We start from the raw sequence: 14,891 nt of genomic DNA on the forward strand, positions 1-14,891 counted from the left end.
TGCACCAGCGCGGCATGACGGTGCTGCTGGTGGAGCAGAACGCCAGCCGGGCGCTGGGCCTGGCCAACCGCGGCTACGTCATGGACTCCGGCGAGATCACGATGACCGGGCCGGCGAAGCAGCTGCTTGACGACCCGAAGGTGCGCGCGGCGTACCTGGGCGAGTAAGTCGCCTTCGGCGCCGCGGGCGCCACCAAGAGCGAAGGGCCGCGCGAGCGGCCCTTTTTCGTTGGCTCGTGGAACGACCCCCGTTCGTCCGACCCTTCGATAACGCAGGGCGGACGGGCGGAGATCAATCCACCTGCGCCCCCGACGCCTTCACGACGCTCTCGTACTTGCGCAGCTCCGCCTGCACGAAGCTGGCGAAAGCTTCGGGCGTGGTCGGCACGGGCTCGGCCATGAGCGTGGCCATGCGGCCGCGCAGCTCCGGCGAGTTCAGCGCGTCCACGAAGGCCTTGTTCAGCCGCTGCGTGGTATCCAGCGGCAGCCTGGCCGGGCCGAACAGGCCGAACCAGGTGCCCACGTCGAAGCGGGCCAGGCCCAGCGCTGCGCCGCCCTCGGCGATGGCGGGCAGGTCCGGCATGGCGCTGCTGCGTTTCGCGGTGGTCACGGCCAGCGCGCGCAGCCGGCCGCTTCGGATGTTGGCCGCGGCCGAGGCGAGGTTGTCGAAGGTGAGATCGACCTGGCCCGACAGCAGCGCCAGCTGCGCCGCGCTGCCGCCTGCGTACGGGATGTGGACCATGAACACGCCGGCCTGCGACTTGAACATCTCGCCGGCCAGGTGCCCGGCGCTGCCGTTGCCGCCCGAGCCGTAGTTGAGCTTGCCCGGATTGGCCCTGGCATAGGCCACGAGGTCGCGCACCGAGGCGATCCTGAGCCGCGCCGCCGTGTCGGCGTTCATCACCAGCACGTTGGGCACCTGTGCCACCAGCGTGACGGGCGTGAAGTCGCGCAGCGGGTCGTAGGGCAGCTGGCGGTAGAGCCAGGGGTTGATGGCATGCGTGGCCACCGCGCCCATGACGAGCGTGTGGCCGTCGGGCGCGGCCTTGGCAACCTGGTCAGCGCCGATGTTGCCGCCGGCGCCGGGCCGGTTCTCCACCACGACGAGACCGAGGCCGTCGCGCACGCGCTCGGCCAGTGCGCGCGCCACGGTGTCCAGCGGCCCGCCGGGCGGGTAGGGCACCACCAGCCGGATCGGCCGCGCGGCCGCGCCGGGCTGTTGTGCCCGCAACGGCAGCGCGGCGGCGGCCAGCGCGGCGCCCAGCAGGGCACGGCGCCGCGGCAGCGGCAGGGCCTTGTCAGTCATCCTCGTGCTTGTCCTTTTCGCTGGTGAAGGCGTCGGCGTAGAACTCCTCGTCGGGCAGGCCGCAGCGGCTCACGAAGTCGCGCTGCGCGGACTCCACCATGATGGGCGCGCCGCAGGCGTAGACCTGGTGGCCGGAGAGGTCGGGGAAATCGGCCATCACGGCCTCGTGCACGAAGCCGGTGCGCCCGGTCCAGCCGTCCTCGGCCAGCGGCTCGCTGAGCACGGGCACGTAGCGCAGCCAGGGCATCTCGGCGGCGGCCTGCAGTGCCCAGTCATGCTGGTACAGGTCGGCCTTGCGGCGGCAGCCCCAGTACAGCACGGCGGGTCGCGTGATGCCCTTGGCATGCATCTGCTCGATGATGGCCTTCACCGGGGCGAAGCCGGTGCCGCTGGCCAGCAGCACCATGGGCTTGTCGCTGTCCTCGCGCAGGAAAAAACTGCCGAAAGGACCTTCGATGCGCAGGATGTCGCGCGGCTTGAGGGTGCTGAAGACCTGGTCGGTGAACAGCCCGCCGGGCATGTGGCGGATGTGCAGCTCGATGGAGGGCGGCGCCGCGGCGGTCTCGCTGGCACCGGCCTGCGGCATGTTGGCCATGCTGTAGCTGCGCCGCGCGCCGTCGCGCAGCAGGAACTCGACGTACTGCCCGGCGTGGTAATCGAAGGGCATGTTGGCCGGCAGCTGCAGCTTGAGCACCGCCACGTCGGCGGCGGGCTTGTCGATGCTGATGACGCGCACGGGCAGCTTGCGCACCGGGAACTCGCCCGCGCCGGGCACGCTGCGCGCCTCGATGACGCAGTCGCTCTGCGGCTTGGCGCAGCAGGTCAGCACCAGGCCGGCGGCCTCCTCGGCCTCGGACAGCGCCTTGTGCTGGTGGTGGCCATGCACGACCTTGCCTTGGAGCAGGCGGCTCTTGCAGGAGCCGCAGGCGCCGTCCTTGCACCCGTAGGGCAGCCCGACACCCTGGCGGATGGCGGCGGCGAGGATGGTCTCGTCCTGGACCTCGAAACTCAGCCCCGCGGGCTGGACGTCGATCTTGTAGCTCATGGTTGTAGGCCGCACGGCCCGTACACTGGCGCGCCGCCGCGGCTGCGGCTGGGGAACAAAGGCGCGATTGTCGCCTGCCGGCTTCCCCTCCCGGCAGCCGGCGCCATTGCCTGTCGCCCGTCCCTCCTTCCGAACCGCCGCGCGGCTGCGCATTGCAGCCGCCGTCCCGCCATGAACCTGCCCGCCGCCTTTCGCCGACCCGTCCTGTTGATCGTGGGCTGCGGCGACGTGGGGCTGCGCGTGGCGCGGCTGCTGGCCGGGCGCTGGCGGGTGCTGGGGCTCAGCCGCTCGCCGGCCCAGTTCGACACCCTGCGCGCCGCCGACGTGCTGCCGCTGCTGGGCGACCTGGACGACGCCGCCACGCTGTCGCGCCTGGCGGGCCTGGCCGACGCGGTGCTGCACCTGGCGCCGCCGCCCGGCGAGGGCGAGGGCGATCCGCGCACGGCGCACCTGCTGCAGGCGCTGTCGCGGCGCGCGGGCCGGGTGCGGCGCCTGGTGTACGGCAGCACCACCGGCGTCTACGGCGATTGCGGCGGGGAGCGCTTCGACGAGACGCGGGCGGTGCGGCCGGCCACCGCGCGCGCGCGGCGGCGCGTGCATGCCGAGGCGCAGCTGCGTGCCTGGGGCCGGCGCAGCGGCGTGGCGGTGACGATCCTGCGCATTCCCGGCATCTACGCGGCCGACCGCCCCGGCGGCCACCCGGCCGAGCGGCTGCGCCGCGGCGCGCCGGTGCTGCGCGTCGAGGACGACGTCCACACCAACCACATCCATGCCGACGACCTGGCGCGCGCCTGCGCCGCGGCGCTGCACCGCGGGTTGCCGCAGCGCGTGCTGCACGCCAGCGACGACACCGAGCTGCGCATGGGCGACTACTTCGACCTCGCGGCCGACCTGTGCGGCCTGCCGCGGCCGCCGCGCATCTCCCGGGAGGAGGCGCAGCGGCAGCTCTCGCCGATGCAGCTGAGCTTCATGGGCGAGTCGCGGCGGCTGGTCAACGGGCGCCTGAAGCGCGAGCTGCGGCTGGCGCTGCGCTACCCCACGGTGCGCGAGGGGCTGCTGCAGGCGCCACCGCCGCAGCACTGAAGGCGACGGTCAGATCCCCTCGGCCTTGCTCAGCGTGGTCATGCGGTCCACGCTGTGCACGGTGACGGTCTGGAGCTCGCCGCCGCGGCGGACGTCGAGCCGGACCTCGCGCTCGGCCTGGCCGCCGCTCCACAGGTGCTTCCAGAGCTGTTCCAGCGAGGCGACGCCGGCGCCGTCGATGCGCTCGATGCGGTCGCCGGGCTGCAGCCCGGCCTGGGCGGCGGGGCTGTCGTCGCTGACGCGCAGCACCCGCACCTCGCCGTTGCGCTCCACGCAGTTCACGCCCAGCCAGGCACGGCGGCTGGCGGCGGTGGTGCCGTTGCGGCGCAGCTCGGCGAGGATCGGCTTGAGCAGTTCCACCGGCACGAACATGTTGCCGGGGTGGCGCCCTTCGACGCCATCGCCCAGCGCGTCGGCCACCAGCAGCGAGCCCACGCCCACCAGCTCGCCCTCGGCGTTGAACAGCGCCGCGCCGCTGTGGTCAGCGCGCGGCGGGGCGGTGAAGACGGCCTGGTCGAGCTGGTATTCCCAGTAGCCGGCGAAGGGTCGGCGCGACACCACCTGCGCCAAGCTCACGGCACCGCTGTCGCCGCCGCTGACCACCATGGCCGGCTCGCCCTGGCGCAACGCCGCGCTGTCGCCCAGCGGCACCGGGGTCAGCGGCAGCGGCGTGAGCGCCTGCACCAGGCCGAAGCCGGTGGCCACGTCGTAGGCCACCACGCGCGCGGGCAGGTGGCGCTGGTCGTCGAGCACCAGCTGCACCTGGTCGGCCTCGACGATGAGGTAGCCGATGGTCAGCACCAGGCCGTCGTTGCCGATCACGATGCCCGAGCCCTGGCGCTCGCGGCCGACGGAAGCGTTGGAGCGCGCGTCGGGCAGCGCCAGCACCTGCACGCCCAGCACTGCGTCGCTGGCACGGCGCAGGGCCTGCATGCGCGCCTGCTCGGACAGGCCGTCCTGCGCCTGGGCGGCTGCGGCCTCAGCCGCCGGCGGGGCCTGCTGGACCTGCTGGGCCGGCGCCGTGGTCCAGAACCCGGCGCTGGCCAGGGCCAGTACCAGCGTCACCCACAATCGCAGGCGCGGCGTGAACCAGGGATGGCGCGGGCGGCCGCGGGGCCGGGCGGACAGGACGGTAGGCATGGCGCACTCCCGAAGGCGGACTGAACGGAGTTTGGCAAGTCACATGCCAAGCCCGGAAAGCCCGCACAGGGCGTGCGACGGCGCGGCCACGGAAGGGGCCGGCCGGCCGACCAGCCACAGGCCACGGCGCGCGGGCCGTGGCGCAGGGGGGCGTGTCAGCGGCGGCGGCCGAAGGGGGACTGGCCGCGCCAGTAGCGGATCATCAGGAAGCCGCCGAGCATGCCGCCCAGGTGGGCAAAGTGGGCGATGCCGCTGCCGCCGGTCAGGCCCATCAGCAGCTCCAGCCCGCCGAACACGGCCACGAACACCTTGGCCTTCATCGGAATGGGCGGGAACAGCGGGATGATGGTGCGGTTGGGAAACATCATCCCGAAAGCCAGCAGCAGCCCGAACAGCGCGCCCGAGGCGCCCACGGTGGGATAGGGGGAGCCGATGAGCGCCGTGAACACCAGCTGCACCGCGGCCGCGGCCAGCACGCTGGCGAGGAGGAAGTGCAGGTAGCGCCGGCCGCCCCACAGCCGCTCGATCTCGCTGCCGAACATCCACAGGCCCAGCATGTTGAAGAACAGGTGCATGACGCTGCCATGCAGGAAGGCATAGGTCAGCGGCTGCCAGGGCCAGAAGTTGCCGCCGCCCAGGGGCCACAACGCCAGCCAGCCAAACGGCAGGCGCAGCAGCTGTTCGAGACAGAACATCACCACGCAGGCCAGCATGAACGCTTTGGTGATGGGAGGCATCGAAGGCATGGCGGCGGTGCGGCAGCGCGAGGTGCCGGGCGTCAAAGCAGAAGGGATGCCGACTGCCGCCGCCTTCCGCGAAGGGAAGGGGCCGCGCCGGCAGCGCGGCGAAGCAGCGTTGCTGGCGCAACCATGCGTGGTGCCCGGGGCCGGACTCGAACCGGCACGCCTTGCGGCGGGGGATTTTGAATCCCCTGCGTCTACCGATTTCGCCACCCGGGCCGTGGGTGCGCAGCAGCGCTCGCGTATCTTCGATCGGGATTATGTCATGGGCGCCGGCAGGCCCCGGGAGCGGCTGCGACAATGTCCCGCAACGAACACCTGCACATCGCCACAGCCCATGCCCACGTACAAGACCCTCGAAGAGCTCATCGGCGAAACGCCGCTGGTGCGGCTGCAGCGCCTGGAGGGCGCGATGCTGGCCGAGCGCAACAACGTGCTGCTCGGCAAGCTCGAAGGCAACAACCCGGCGGGCTCCGTCAAGGACCGCCCGGCCATCAGCATGATCCGCCGCGCCGAGGAGCGCGGGCAGATCAAGCCCGGCGACACGCTCATCGAGGCCACCTCGGGCAACACCGGCATCGCGCTGGCCATGGCCGCGGCCGTGCGCGGCTACCGCATGCTGCTGATCATGCCGGAGGACCTCTCCGTGGAGCGCGCGCAGACCATGAAGGCCTTCGGCGCGGAGCTCATCCTCACGCCGCGCAGCGGGGGCATGGAGTACGCGCGCGACCTGGCCGAGCAGATGCAGCGCGACGGCAAGGGCCTGGTGCTCGACCAGTTCGCCAACGCCGACAACCCGCGCATCCACTACGAGACCACCGGCCCGGAGATCTGGCGCGACACCGAGGGGCGCGTCACGCACTTCGTCAGCGCCATGGGCACCACCGGCACCATCACCGGCGTGAGCCGCTACCTCAAGGAGCAGAACCCGGGCGTGCGCATCGTCGGCGCGCAGCCCTCCGAAGGGTCGCGCATCCCCGGCATCCGCAAGTGGCCCGAGGCCTACCTGCCGCGCATCTACGACCCCGCGGCCGTGGACGAGATGGTGTACGTGAGCCAGGCCGACGCCGAGGACATGGCGCGGCGCCTGGCGCGCGAGGAGGGCCTGTTCGGCGGCATCTCGGCCGCCGGCGCGTGCTGGGTGGCGCTGCAGATCGCGCGCACCGTGCGCGACGCCACCATCGTCTTCATCGTCTGCGACCGCGGCGACCGCTACCTCTCCACCGGCGTGTTCCCGGCCTGAGCCGCGGCAGGAGCTGTACCCATGCAAGTGGACAAGGAAATCGACACGCGCGGGCTCAACTGCCCGCTGCCCATCCTCAAGGCCAAGAAGGCGCTGGCCGAGATCGACAGCGGCCAGGTGCTCAAGGTGGTGGCCACCGACCCGGGCTCGGTGCGCGACTTCCAGGCCTTCGCGCGCCAGACCGGCCACGAGCTGGTGGAGCAGACCAGCAGCGGCGACGAGTTCGTGCACTGCCTGCGCAAGCGCTGAAGACGGCGGCAACGCCAGACGAAAAAAACACCCGCGCCTTGCGGCGCGGGTGTTTTCGTGGGTGCCGCCGGCGCGGCAGGTCGATCCGTTGCGCTTACAGCGTCAGCTGCTTGAGGTAGCCGCGGAACCAGGTGCCGACTTCCGGGTGCTCCAGCGCCAGTTCCACGTTGGCCTTGAGGAAGCCCTCCTTGCTGCCGCAGTCGTAGCGCTTGCCCTGGTAGTTGTAGGCGAACACCTTTTCGCGGCGCAGCAGCCCGGCGATGCCGTCGGTGAGCTGGATCTCGCCGCCCGCGCCCGCGGGCTGGGTGCGGATCTCGTGGAACACGCCCGGCGTGAGGATGTAGCGCCCGGCCACGGCCAGGCGCGAGGGCGCTTCCTCGGGCGACGGCTTCTCGACGATGCGGTGGATCTCCGTCATGCGGTCGTCCACCGGCGTGCCCGCGACGATGCCGTAGCGCTTGACGTAGGCCTGCGGCACTTCCTGCACCGCCAGGATCGACGTGCGCCACTCGGCGAACTGCTCCACCATCTGCGCCAGGATGGGCTTCTCGCCCACCATCAGGTCGTCGGCCAGCAGCACGGCGAAGGGCTCGTTGCCCACCAGGCGCTCGGCGCACAGCACCGCGTGGCCCAGGCCCAGCGACTGGGCCTGGCGCACGTAGATGCATTCCATGTCGGACGGCTTAACGCTGCGCACCACCTGCAGCAGCTCGTCCTTGTGCGCCTGCTCCAGCATGGCTTCGAGCTCGAAGCTCATGTCGAAGTGGTCCTCGATCGGGCGCTTGTGGCGCCCGGTGACGAAGATCATCTCGCGCACGCCGGCGGCGTAGGCCTCCTCGACCGCGTACTGGATCAGCGGCTTGTCCACCACCGGCATCATTTCCTTGGGCTGCGCCTTGGTGGCGGGCAGGAAACGCGTGCCCAGGCCGGCAACCGGGAAGACGGCCTTCTTGACTTGCATCATGGGGTTCAGTGCTCCAAATGAGGCTTTGCGAATGGCCCATTCTGCATGCACGCAGCAAGCATCCGTCCCGCCCGGAGACGGGGCCGCGCAACATCCGCAGGCACCTGTAAGCCGAACCCCGGAAGGTCCCCGGGACCGGCCCGGGGACCCCGGCGCTCAGGCCGCGGGCAGCCGCGCCAGTTGCTGCTGCAGCCGCTGCAGGGTCTGGCCGAAGTCGGCCACGCGCTGGCGCTCCTGCTCGACCACGGCCGCGGGTGCGCGCGCCACGAAGCTCTCGTTGCCGAGCTTGGCCTGCGCCTTGGCGATCTCGCCTTCGAGCCGCGCCACTTCCTTGGACAGCCGCGCGCGCTCGGCGGCGACGTCGATCTCCACGTGCAGCGCCAGCCGCAGCTCGCCCTGTACCGCCACCGGCGCCATGGCCGTGGCCTGCGCGAAGGCTGCCTCGTCGGCAAAGGTCTTCACTTCCGAGACCTTGGCCAGCGCCTTGAGCAGCGGCGCCGCGGCCGTGACGAAGCCCTCGTCGCCGAAGGTGTAGAGCGGCACGCGCTCCGCGGGCGAGAGGTTCATCTCGCCGCGCAGGTTGCGGCAGCTGCCCACCAGCGCCTTGAGCCGCGCCACCCAGGCGTCGGCCTGCGCGTCCACGCGCTCCAGCTGCGGCCGCGGGTAGGCGGCGGTGACGAGGCTCTGCGCGTCGCCGGCCGCCTTGCGCCCGGCCACCGGCGCCACGCGCTCCCACAGCTCGGCGGTGATGAAGGGCGTGATCGGGTGCAGCAGCCGCAGCACCGTCTCCAGCACGCGGATGAGCGTGCGCCGCGTGGCGCGCTGCTGCTCGGCCGTGCCGACCTGGATCTGCACCTTGGCGATCTCCAGGTACCAGTCGCAGTACTCGTCCCAGACGAAGGAGTAGATGGCGTTGGCGACGTTGTCGAGCCGGTACTCGGCGAAGCCCTGTTCCACCGCGGCTTCCACGCGCTGCAGCTCGCTCGTGATCCAGCGGTCGGCCTGGGAGAAGTCCAGGTAGCCGCCGGGCACGCACTCCTGCGCGCCATGCTCGGCCAGGCCGCAGTCCTGGCCTTCGCAGTTCATGAGCACGAAGCGCGTGGCGTTCCAGAGCTTGTTGCAGAAGTTGCGGTAGCCCTCGCAGCGCTTGGCGTCGAAGTTGATGTTGCGGCCCAGGCTGGCCAGCGCCGCGAAGGTGAAGCGCAGCGCGTCGGCGCCGTAGCCCGGAATGCCCTCGGGGAATTCCTTCTGCGTGTCCTTGCGCACGCGCGGCGCGGTCTCGGGCTTGCGCAGGCCCTGGCTGCGCTTGTCGAGCAGTGCGGGCAGGTCGATGCCGTCGATGAGGTCCACCGGGTCGAGCACGTTGCCCTCGGACTTGCTCATCTTCTTGCCCTGCGCGTCGCGCACCAGGCCGTGGATGTAGACGTGGCGGAAGGGCACCTGGCCGGTGAAGTGCACCGTCATCATGATCATCCGGGCGACCCAGAAGAAGATGATGTCGAAACCGGTGACGAGCACGCTGGAGGGCAGGAACAGGTCCAGCTCCGGCGTCTTCTCGGGCCAGCCCAGGCTGGAGAAGGGCACCAGCGCCGACGAGTACCAGGTGTCGAGCACGTCCTCGTCGCGCGTGAGCGCGCCGGCGTAGCCCGCGGCCTGCGCCTTGGCCCGGGCCTCCTCCTCGCTGCGCGCCACGAAGATCTGCCCCTCGCTGCCGTACCAGGCCGGGATCTGGTGGCCCCACCACAGCTGGCGGCTGATGCACCAGTCCTGGATGTTCTTCATCCACTGGTGGTAGGTGTTGATCCACTGCTCGGGCACGAACTTCACCGAGCCGTCATCGACGACCTGGATGGCCTTTTCGGCGATCGACTTGCCGTCGGCGCCGGGCTTGGTCATGGCCACGAACCACTGGTCGGTGAGCATGGGCTCGACCACCTGCCCGGTGCGCGCGCAACGCGGCACCATCAGCTTGTGCTTCCGGGTCTCGGCCAGCAGCCCCTGCGCCTCCAGGTCGGCCACGATGCGCTTGCGCGCCACGAAGCGGTCCAGGCCGCGGTACGCCTCGGGTGCCTGCTCGTTGAGCGTGGCATCGAGCGTGAAGATGCTGATCATGGGCAGCCCGTGGCGCTGGCCCACCGCGTAGTCGTTGTAGTCATGCGCGGGCGTGACCTTGACCACACCGGTGCCGAACTCGCGGTCCACGTAGTCGTCGGCAATCACCGGAATGGTGCGGCCGGTCAGCGGCAGCGTCACCTGCCGGCCGATGAGGCCGGCGTAGCGCTCGTCTTCCGGGTGCACCATCACGGCCACGTCGCCGAGCATGGTCTCGGGGCGGGTGGTGGCCACGACCAGCTCGCCCGACCCGTCGGCCAGGGGGTAGCGGATGTGCCACAGCGAGCCGTCCTCCTCCTCGCTCTCGACCTCCAGGTCGGAGACGGCGGACTTGAGCACCGGGTCCCAATTCACCAGGCGCTTGCCGCGGTAGATCAGGCCCTCATCAAACAGGCGCACGAAGGTCTCGGTGACCACCTTGGACAGCTTCTCGTCCATGGTGAAGTACTCGTGCTGCCAGCTCACGCTGTCGCCCATGCGGCGCATCTGGCGCGTGATGGTCGAGCCGCTCTTTTCCTTCCACTCCCAGACCTTGGCCACGAAGTTCTTGCGGCCCAGCGCGTGGCGGTCCTGGCCCTGCTCCTGCAGCTGGCGCTCCACCACGATCTGCGTGGCGATGCCGGCGTGGTCCGTGCCCGGCACCCACAGCGTGTTGAAGCCGCGCATGCGGTGGTAGCGCGTGAGCGAGTCCATGATCGTCTGGTTGAACGCATGGCCCATGTGCAGCGTGCCCGTGACGTTGGGCGGGGGCAGCTGGATGCTGAACGAGGGCTTCGCGGGGTCCAGCGTCGGCGCATAGGCGCCGCTCTTTTCCCACAGCGGGCCCCAGTGGGCCTCGATGGCGGCGGGCTCGAAGGATTTGGCGAGTTCGGTCATGGCGGGCAGGGGAGCAATGGCGCGCCGGCGCGCGCACGAGGGGGCGCCGGCACACGGGAATCATGGGGGTGCGGGATTGTAGGGTGGCGCTTTCCGCCGTCCGGCGGGCCCGCCGATGCCCCGCCGATGCCCCGCCGCGCCGCGGCGCCGGCCTGGGCGAAGATGCGTCCATTGCGGCGCGCCGCTTTCCGGACCACCAGCCTGATGAGCCTTCTGAAACCGTCCCGTTTCCCGTCGCCCCTGCCCCTGCTGGCGGCCACCGTCCTGGCGGCTGCCACCCCGGCCGCGCTGGCCGCGCCGCCGCTTTGGGAGCTGGGCGCGGGCGCCACGGTGCTGCACCTGCCGCACTACCGCGGCTCCGACCAGACGCACACCTGGACGCTGCCCCTGCCCTACGCCGTCTACCGCGGCCACGTGCTGCGCGCCGACCGCGAGGGCGCGCGCGCGGTGCTGCTGCAGACCGACCGCCTGGACGTGGACCTGAGCCTGGCCGGCACGCCGCCCACGCGCAGCAGCGACAACACCGCGCGCCGCGGCATGGCGGACCTGCCCACCATCGTCGAGCTGGGCCCGCTGGTGAGCTGGACCGCCGCGCGCGGCGACGACTGGAAGCTGGACCTGCGCCTGCCCGTGCGCGCGGCGCTGGGGCTGGGCTCCGAGGGCGGCTTCAAGGGCTGGGTGGCGACGCCACAGCTGCGGCTGTCGCTGCCCGAGGCCGGCGGCTGGCGCGTGGGGCTGACGGCGGCGCTGACGGCACAGGACCGGCGCTACAACGAGGTGTTCTACAAGGTGTCGGCCGACGAGGCGCTGCCGGACCGCCCGGCCTACCAGCCCGGCGGCGGCATGGCTGGCGGCTACCTGCAGGCCTCGGCCACGCGGCGCATCGGGCGCTGGTGGCTGGCCGGCTTCACACGCTGGGACACGCTGCGCGGCGCCAGCTTCGACGACAGCCCGCTGGTGCGCCAGCGCCAGCACTGGTCGGCAGGCATTGCGCTGGCGTACGTCTTCGCCACGTCGTCGCGCGAGGGCGAGGCGGAGTGAAGACGGGCAAGGGGGTCACATCAGCAGGTGCTCCCCCGCGTTCTCCCCACCCAGGATCACGTAGTTGACCTTGCGCAGGTCGCGCAGCTCGCGTCCGCCGGCGTAGGAGATGGAGCTCTGCAGGTCCTCGCGCATCTCGCGCAGCGTGTCGGCGAGCTTGCCCTTGACCGGCTCCAGGATGCGCTTGCCCTCGACGTGCTTGTACTCGCCCTTGTTGAAGTCCGAGGCCGAGCCGTAGTACTCCTTGAACAGCTGCCCGTCCACTTCCACCGTGCGGCCCGGGCTTTCCTCGTGGCCGGCGAAGAGCGAGCCCACCATCACCATCGCGGCGCCGAAGCGCACGCTCTTGGCGATGTCGCCGTGATGGCGGATGCCGCCGTCGGCAATGATGGGCTTGGTCGCCACGCGCGCGCACCACTTCAGCGCCGACAGCTGCCAGCCGCCGGTGCCGAAGCCGGTCTTCAGGCGCGTGATGCACACCTTGCCCGGGCCGATGCCGACCTTGGTCGCGTCGGCGCCCCAGTTCTCCAGGTCGATCACGGCCTCGGGCGTGCCCACGTTGCCGGCGATCACGAAGGCCTGCGGCAGCCGCTCCTTGATGTAGCCGATCATGCGCTGCACGCTGTCGGCATGGCCGTGGGCGATGTCGATGGTGATGTAGTCGGCGCCCACGCCGTCGGCGGCGAGCCGGTCGATGGCGGCGCGGTCCGCCTCCTTCACGCCCGAGCTGATGGACACGAGCAGGCCCTGCTCGCGCATGCGCCGCGCGAAGGCGACGTTGTCCAGGTCGAAGCGGTGCATGACGTAGAAGTACCCGTCGCGCGCCAGGCGCTCGGCGATGTTCTCGTCGATGACGGTCTTCATGTTGGCCGGCACCACCGGCAGCTTGAAGCGGTGCGGGCCGAAGGGCATCGAGGTGTCGCACTCGGCACGGCTTTCCACGCGGCAGCGGCGCGGCAGCAACAGGACGTTGTCGTAGTCGAAGATGTCCAAGAGAAGGCTCCAGAAGTGGGTCCAGAGGCGGCGCGTTGAAGCAGTGCGCGGCCCAATGGCTGCTGAGCACTTGACCTGGAGCCCGGCCGTGTCCCGCGAAGCCGTCGGCAACGGACGGTGCGGGCACAAAAAACCGGGCTCCAAAAATTTGGGCCCGGTGGCGCATTCTACGCAGGCGCGGTCCCCTGGTCAGGGGGGAATGCCCCGGCACCGAGCAGGGCCGCGAGGTCGGCGCTGGAGTGCTGGCCGATGGCGTGGCCCTGGCGCGCCAGCCATTCCTGCGCATGGGCGCTGCCGCGCTCGCGCAGCTGCTCCAGGAACGGGCGGTGCGGGATCAGCTTGGTGTGCACCGGCAGGCCGGCGAGGTGGTCGTCGGCCTCGATCACGTGCACCCGCAGCGAGGCCACGCGCCGGCGCCAGCCCCAGCCGCGCCACGCGCCCTGGCGCGCCAGCGCCTGCAGCTGCTGCAGCCAGCGCAGCTCGTGCAGGAAGCAGGCGTTGAAGCCGATCTCCAGCGCGCGCTGCTGGATCTGCGCCTGCGAGCGCGGCAGCTCGCCGAAGACGCGCGGATTGAGCGTGAGGATCAGCAGGTCCGGCGCGTCCGTCTCGCACACCAGCGGCAGCAGGGCCGGGTTGGCGGCGTAGCCGCCGTCCCAGTAGGGCTGGCCGTCGATCTCCACCGCCTGCATCAGCATCGGCAGGCAGGCCGAGGCCAGCCCCACCTCCACCGTCAGCTCCTCGCGCCTGAACAGGCGCAGCTGCCCGGTGTTGGCATTGGTGGCGGCAATGAAGATCTGCGGCCCGCGCGTCTCGCGCAGCCGCTCGAAGTCCACCTGCGACTGCAGCAGCTGGCGCAGCGGGTTCAGGTTGAGCGGATTCAGGGCGTAGGGCGAGAGCAGCCGCGTCCACTGCAGCATCGCCTGCGCCGCGGGGTGCAGCGTGGGCCAGGGGTCGCCGTCGCGCGGGGTGCGCACCGCCCCGGCGGGCATCTGCTCGCTCACGGCGTGCCAGAAGCGCCACAGCGCCTCGCGCGCGCCCTCGGGGCCGCCGTCGAGCAGCCCGTGCGCCAGCACGATGGCGTTCATGGCGCCGGCGCTGGTGCCGCTGAGGGCGTCGATGCGCAGGTCCTCCTGCTGCAGCAGCTCGTCGAGCACGCCCCAGGTGAAGGCGCCGTGCGCGCCGCCGCCCTGCAGCGCCAGCGCCACCGGGCGCTGCGCCGGACCGCCGCGCAGCCAGGGCCACAGGCCCGGCCTCAACGCCGCCGCTCCTTGCGTTCGGCCACGGCGCCGAGGAAGTCGTGCAGCAGCGGCTCGCCACCCAGGCGGCGCGGGTGCGGCGCGGCGCCGGCCATGAACTCCGGGTGCCACTGCATGCCGAAGACGTAGCTGGGCCCCTGCCAGCGCACGGCCTCGACCACGCCGTCGGGAACGCCGCGGGCCTCGACCACGAGGCCGTCGCCCAGGTCCTTCACCGCCTGGTGGTGGATGGAGTTGACTTCGCCCTGGCGGGCGCCGCCGTAGACCTGCGCCAGCCGGGTGCCGGGCAGGATCTCGATGTCGTGGAACTGCTGGTCGTAGCGCATGAGGTCGCGGTGGCCGAGGGCCTCGGGCAGTTGGGTGGGAATGTCCTGGTAGAGCGTGCCGCCCAGCGCCACGTTGATCAACTGGCAGCCGCGGCAGATGCCGATCACGGGCTTGCCTTCGGACACGAAGGCGCGGAACAGCTCGATCTCGTAGCGGTCGCGGATGCGGTCGCCGTGCCAATCGTCGTGCAGCGCCTGCTCGCCGTAGCTCAGTGGGGAGACGTCGTTGCCGCCCTGCAACACGAGACCGTCGAGCTGCCGGGCGTAGTCGGCCAGGTTCACCTCGCCGGGCAGCAGCAGTCCCTCGCGCTCGATGGCCGGGATCATCAGCGCCAGCACCTGCGGGCGCAGCAGCCAGTGCGCCACCGACTGTTCCAGGTAGTGCAGCGTGCGCGTGAAGACGCCGCCCGACTCCATGAACGGGGCTTGCGGGTAGTAGATGCGCGAGGAGATGCCGATGAGCAGTGGGGAAGCCATGCGTCGCGCGGAGCGAACGCAATGCCCGGACGCAACCCCCC

General features: G+C 71.3%; 13 protein-coding genes, 1 tRNA gene and 1 pseudogene. 5 read left to right on the forward strand and 10 right to left on the reverse strand.

What is annotated here, in order from left to right:
- A pseudogene (locus FJ694_RS15165) lies at positions 1-167 on the forward strand (ABC transporter ATP-binding protein); the annotation flags it as partial.
- A gap of 124 nt (positions 168-291) precedes the next feature.
- Here the strand turns inward: FJ694_RS15165 and FJ694_RS15170 are convergent.
- Entirely contained in the window at positions 292-1,305 is a 1,014-nt protein-coding gene (locus FJ694_RS15170; protein ID WP_157268089.1) for a Bug family tripartite tricarboxylate transporter substrate binding protein, read from the reverse strand.
- Positions 1,298-2,350: a CDP-6-deoxy-delta-3,4-glucoseen reductase gene (locus tag FJ694_RS15175; protein WP_157268090.1), complete on the reverse strand. Its 1,053-nt coding sequence runs from the start codon at positions 2,348-2,350 to the stop codon at positions 1,298-1,300. The genes FJ694_RS15170 and FJ694_RS15175 overlap by 8 nt, the downstream gene beginning before the upstream one ends.
- A 171-nt stretch (positions 2,351-2,521) precedes the next feature.
- On the opposite strand from FJ694_RS15175, the gene FJ694_RS15180 reads away from it, so the two are divergent.
- A complete protein-coding gene (locus FJ694_RS15180; protein WP_157268091.1) occupies positions 2,522-3,433 on the forward strand; it encodes an NAD-dependent epimerase/dehydratase family protein in 912 nt (303 codons plus the stop codon).
- 9 nt (positions 3,434-3,442) lie between these two features.
- On the opposite strand, the gene FJ694_RS15185 is transcribed toward FJ694_RS15180, so the two are convergent.
- From FJ694_RS15185 to FJ694_RS15195, 3 genes are all read right to left on the reverse strand, one after another.
- Entirely contained in the window at positions 3,443-4,573 is a 1,131-nt protein-coding gene (locus FJ694_RS15185) for a S1C family serine protease (RefSeq protein ID WP_157268092.1), read from the reverse strand.
- 155 nt (positions 4,574-4,728) lie between these two features.
- Positions 4,729-5,319, reverse strand: coding sequence for a rhomboid family intramembrane serine protease (locus FJ694_RS15190; protein WP_157268093.1), 591 nt, complete (start codon positions 5,317-5,319; stop codon positions 4,729-4,731).
- Between the two features lie 128 nt (positions 5,320-5,447).
- A tRNA-Leu gene (locus FJ694_RS15195) sits at positions 5,448-5,532 on the reverse strand.
- Positions 5,533-5,650: 118 nt separating this feature from the next.
- Between FJ694_RS15195 and cysM the strand changes: the two genes are divergently transcribed.
- The gene (gene cysM, locus FJ694_RS15200; RefSeq protein ID WP_157268094.1) at positions 5,651-6,556 is read left to right on the forward strand and encodes a cysteine synthase CysM; all 906 of its coding nucleotides are present in this window, start codon (positions 5,651-5,653) and stop codon (positions 6,554-6,556) included.
- A 21-nt stretch (positions 6,557-6,577) separates the two neighbouring features.
- On the forward strand, positions 6,578-6,805 hold the full coding sequence (locus FJ694_RS15205) for a sulfurtransferase TusA family protein (protein ID WP_157268095.1): 228 nt from the start codon (positions 6,578-6,580) through the stop codon (positions 6,803-6,805).
- 94 nt (positions 6,806-6,899) lie between these two features.
- On the opposite strand, the gene galU is transcribed toward FJ694_RS15205, so the two are convergent.
- Together galU and FJ694_RS15215 are read right to left on the reverse strand one after the other, a co-directional pair.
- Positions 6,900-7,766, reverse strand: coding sequence for a UTP--glucose-1-phosphate uridylyltransferase GalU (gene galU / locus FJ694_RS15210; protein WP_157268162.1), 867 nt, complete (start codon positions 7,764-7,766; stop codon positions 6,900-6,902).
- Positions 7,767-7,925: 159 nt separating this feature from the next.
- On the reverse strand, positions 7,926-10,757 hold the full coding sequence (locus FJ694_RS15215) for a valine--tRNA ligase (protein WP_157268096.1): 2,832 nt from the start codon (positions 10,755-10,757) through the stop codon (positions 7,926-7,928).
- A gap of 204 nt (positions 10,758-10,961) precedes the next feature.
- Here FJ694_RS15215 and FJ694_RS15220 point away from each other — a divergent pair, with 204 nt between their 5' ends.
- Entirely contained in the window at positions 10,962-11,798 is an 837-nt protein-coding gene (locus FJ694_RS15220; protein WP_157268097.1) for a MipA/OmpV family protein, read from the forward strand.
- Positions 11,799-11,813: 15 nt separating this feature from the next.
- Here FJ694_RS15220 and FJ694_RS15225 read toward each other — a convergent pair whose 3' ends face one another.
- From FJ694_RS15225 to FJ694_RS15235, 3 genes are all read right to left on the reverse strand, one after another.
- Positions 11,814-12,791 (reverse strand): GMP reductase, encoded by a 978-nt coding sequence (locus FJ694_RS15225; RefSeq protein ID WP_157268098.1) that lies wholly within the window; start codon positions 12,789-12,791, stop codon positions 11,814-11,816.
- 167 nt (positions 12,792-12,958) lie between these two features.
- On the reverse strand, positions 12,959-14,047 hold the full coding sequence (locus tag FJ694_RS15230) for a patatin-like phospholipase family protein (protein ID WP_232540048.1): 1,089 nt from the start codon (positions 14,045-14,047) through the stop codon (positions 12,959-12,961).
- The gene (locus FJ694_RS15235; RefSeq protein WP_157268099.1) at positions 14,044-14,850 is read right to left on the reverse strand and encodes a gamma-glutamyl-gamma-aminobutyrate hydrolase family protein; all 807 of its coding nucleotides are present in this window, start codon (positions 14,848-14,850) and stop codon (positions 14,044-14,046) included. Before FJ694_RS15235 ends, FJ694_RS15230 begins: the two co-directional genes overlap by 4 nt.
- Positions 14,851-14,891: the final 41 nt, after the last annotated feature.

Source organism: Azohydromonas aeria, assembly GCF_009760915.1.
Taxonomy (GTDB): domain Bacteria; phylum Pseudomonadota; class Gammaproteobacteria; order Burkholderiales; family Burkholderiaceae_C; genus Azohydromonas; species Azohydromonas aeria.

Bases quoted from the DNA above. Each gene is read 5' to 3' on its own strand.
- FJ694_RS15190 (WP_157268093.1), bottom strand. From the start codon at position 5,319: ATGCCTTCGATGCCTCCCATCACCAAAGCGTTCATGCTGGCCTGCGTG.
- cysM (WP_157268094.1), top strand. From the start codon at position 5,651: ATGCCCACGTACAAGACCCTCGAAGAGCTCATCGGCGAAACGCCGCTG.
- FJ694_RS15220 (WP_157268097.1), top strand. From the start codon at position 10,962: ATGAGCCTTCTGAAACCGTCCCGTTTCCCGTCGCCCCTGCCCCTGCTG.
- FJ694_RS15235 (WP_157268099.1), bottom strand. From the start codon at position 14,850: ATGGCTTCCCCACTGCTCATCGGCATCTCCTCGCGCATCTACTACCCG.
- FJ694_RS15215 (WP_157268096.1), bottom strand. From the start codon at position 10,757: ATGACCGAACTCGCCAAATCCTTCGAGCCCGCCGCCATCGAGGCCCAC.
- FJ694_RS15205 (WP_157268095.1), top strand. From the start codon at position 6,578: ATGCAAGTGGACAAGGAAATCGACACGCGCGGGCTCAACTGCCCGCTG.
- FJ694_RS15185 (WP_157268092.1), bottom strand. From the start codon at position 4,573: ATGCCTACCGTCCTGTCCGCCCGGCCCCGCGGCCGCCCGCGCCATCCC.
- FJ694_RS15180 (WP_157268091.1), top strand. From the start codon at position 2,522: ATGAACCTGCCCGCCGCCTTTCGCCGACCCGTCCTGTTGATCGTGGGC.
- galU (WP_157268162.1), bottom strand. From the start codon at position 7,766: ATGCAAGTCAAGAAGGCCGTCTTCCCGGTTGCCGGCCTGGGCACGCGT.
- FJ694_RS15175 (WP_157268090.1), bottom strand. From the start codon at position 2,350: ATGAGCTACAAGATCGACGTCCAGCCCGCGGGGCTGAGTTTCGAGGTC.
- FJ694_RS15170 (WP_157268089.1), bottom strand. From the start codon at position 1,305: ATGACTGACAAGGCCCTGCCGCTGCCGCGGCGCCGTGCCCTGCTGGGC.